The following is a 2,511-nucleotide window of genomic DNA, read 5'->3' on the forward strand; positions in this document are numbered from 1 at the left end:
ATCTTCCTGGCGGTGGTGCCCGAGATCCACGTGGTCAACTCCGCCCTGCTCAAGAAGCACGAGAAGGACGGCGACTGGGGCGCGGCGTGGCTCACCAACAACGAGGCCGGATCCGGCTCGTACCAGCTGACGCGTTACGACCCGGCGATCGGGTTCCAGGCCAAGCGCTTCGCCGGCCACTTCATGCCGTGGGGACCGAAGCCCATCGACGAGATCGACTTCCGCTTCGTGAAGGAGGACAACACGCGCGTGCTCGGCATGATCAAGGGCGACTACCAGGGCACCGGCGGCTACCTGCCCAACGACCAGGTCAAGCGGCTGCGCGAGGCGTCGAACGTCAAGATCGTGGAAGCGGAGTCGATGCGGATCATGATGTTCCAGATCAACAACCAGCGCGCGCCCATGACCGACGTGCACGTGCGCCGCGCGATCAGCTACGCCTTCGACTACGACGGCTTCAACAAGGAGATCCTCGGCGGCACCGTGGAGCGCAACCCGGTGCCGATCCCGAACAACATGTGGGGCGTGCCGAAGGACGTGAAGGGCTACACCTACAGCCTGGACAAGGCCAAGCAGGAGCTCGGGCAGGCCCAGGCCAAGGTGGACCGGCCGCTCACCGTCGGGTATCTGCAGGGCTTCAGCCAGACCGAGCAGGCGGCGACCGTCATGGCCAACGGCCTGCGCAAGCTCGGGCTCGAGACCAAGATGACGAGCGAGGTGTGGCCGGCGATGGTCGAGCGGATGAAGAAGCCGGAGACCTCGCCCGACCTGGTCGTCTACTGGATCAGCACGTACTACGCCGACCCCAACAACTGGATCGGCGAGATGTTCAACTCCAAGCAATGGGGTACCTTCAAGGCCTCGAGCTTCTACAAGAACCCGAAGGTGGACGATCTGCTGGACTCGGCGCTCAAGACCACGGATCGCGCCGTCCGCGAGAAGGCCTACCAGGAGGCGGCCCGCATCGTGGTGAGCGACGCCGCCGGGGTCTGGATCTACAACACCAAGTACTTCGGCCCCTGGGCCAAGAACATCGAAGGCATCCGCTTCAGCCCCATCGGCAACGGGCAGGAGATCCGCTGGCTCTCGTACTCCAAGTGACCCGGAGGGGGGCTCTGCCCCTCATCCTCACCGGAGGGGGCCTCGACGGCCCCCTCCGGCACCTCCCCCCAGGATCGATTGCGCCGGCGGAGCCGGCGCTGGAAACGTCCTAGCTTAGCCTCCGATGAGGCTCCTCGCTCTCGCGCTGCATCGGTTGCTGTGGTTCGTGCCTACGTTGCTCGGATTGCTGGTGGTGACGTTCGTGATCTCGCGCGTGGTGCCGGCGGATCCGGTGGCGCTGGTGGCGGGCGAGACGGCGACGCCCGCGCAGATCGAGGCGCTGCGGCGGGATCTCGGCTTCGACCGGCCGCTGCCCGTGCAGTTCGTCGACTACGTCGCCCGGCTCGCGCGCGGGGACATGGGCGTGAGCCTGTTCACCCGGCGCCCGATCCTCGACGACCTCGCCCACCGCCTGCCCGCCACTCTCGAGCTGACCGTGGTGGCCATGCTCGTCTCCATCCTGGTCGGCATCCCGCTCGGCGTGCTGTCCGCGCTCTGGCGCAACTCGCCGTTCGACCACGCGCTCCGCATTCTCACGGTGTCCGGGCTCGCCATCGCCGGCTTCTGGCTCGGCATCATGCTGCAGCTGCTCTTCTCGATGCGCCTCGGCTGGACGCCGCTGAACGGCCGCCTGCCCGGCTACCCGCCGACCCACATCACCGGCCTCTATCTGATCGACGCCGCGCTCACCTGGGACTGGCCCACCTTCTGGGTCGCGCTCCAGCACCTGGCCCTGCCGGCGGCGACGCTGGCGTTCCCGGCGCTGGCCACCCTGGTGCGCTTCACGCGGGCCGGCGTGCTGGACGTCATGCAGTCGAACTTCGTGCTCTACGAGCGCGCGATGGGCCTGCCGCGCCCGCTCATCGTGTGGAAGTACATCCTCCGCTCCGCGCTGACCTCGACGGTGACGCAGATCGGCCTGCTCTTCGGCATCCTGCTCGCGGGCGCGGTGGTGACCGAGGCGGTGTTCGACTGGCCGGGCATCGGCACCTACGCGGTCAGCTCGATCGTGCTCTCGGACTACAACGCGATCATGGGCTTCACGGTCTGGGCGGGGGCGATCTTCATCGTCGTCAACCTGCTCGTCGACGTCGCCCACACTCTCGTCGATCCGCGCGAACGCGCGACATGACATGTCCCGCGCCGGGCCATTCATGAACGAGCTCGAGCGAGACCGGACGGGTGGCGCCGCGGGTGGCTCCCGGGCGGCCGCGCGGAGTGGGCCCCCCGAGTCCGGTGCGCCGCTCGAAGAGCGGCGAGTCCGGCGAGCGGGTGACGGAGCCGGCCGCCCGGGGGCCGCCCGCGGCGACAGGACCCGTCCGCCTCTCGCGCGCTGTTCGTTCGTGGACACATGAGCACGGTGTGGTTCGTGGTGGCGCGGCTGGCGCGCGACCGGTCGGCGCTGATCGG

At 68.3% G+C, this 2,511-nt stretch carries 2 protein-coding genes; both read left to right on the top strand.

The window, feature by feature from the left end; genetic code table 11:
• A partial coding sequence (locus VKN16_26230) for an ABC transporter substrate-binding protein (protein HME97720.1) occupies positions 1 to 1,101 on the top strand: 1,101 nt, incomplete at its 5' end.
• 124 nt (positions 1,102 to 1,225) lie between these two features.
• On the top strand, positions 1,226 to 2,233 hold the full coding sequence (locus VKN16_26235; GenBank protein HME97721.1) for an ABC transporter permease: 1,008 nt from the start codon (positions 1,226 to 1,228) through the stop codon (positions 2,231 to 2,233).
• The last annotated feature ends 278 nt before the right edge of the window (positions 2,234 to 2,511 follow it).

The organism is Candidatus Methylomirabilota bacterium (assembly GCA_035315345.1).
Lineage (GTDB): Bacteria > Methylomirabilota > Methylomirabilia > Rokubacteriales > CSP1-6 > CAMLFJ01.

Bases quoted from the DNA above. Each gene is read 5' to 3' on its own strand.
- VKN16_26235 (HME97721.1), top strand. From the start codon at position 1,226: ATGAGGCTCCTCGCTCTCGCGCTGCATCGGTTGCTGTGGTTCGTGCCT.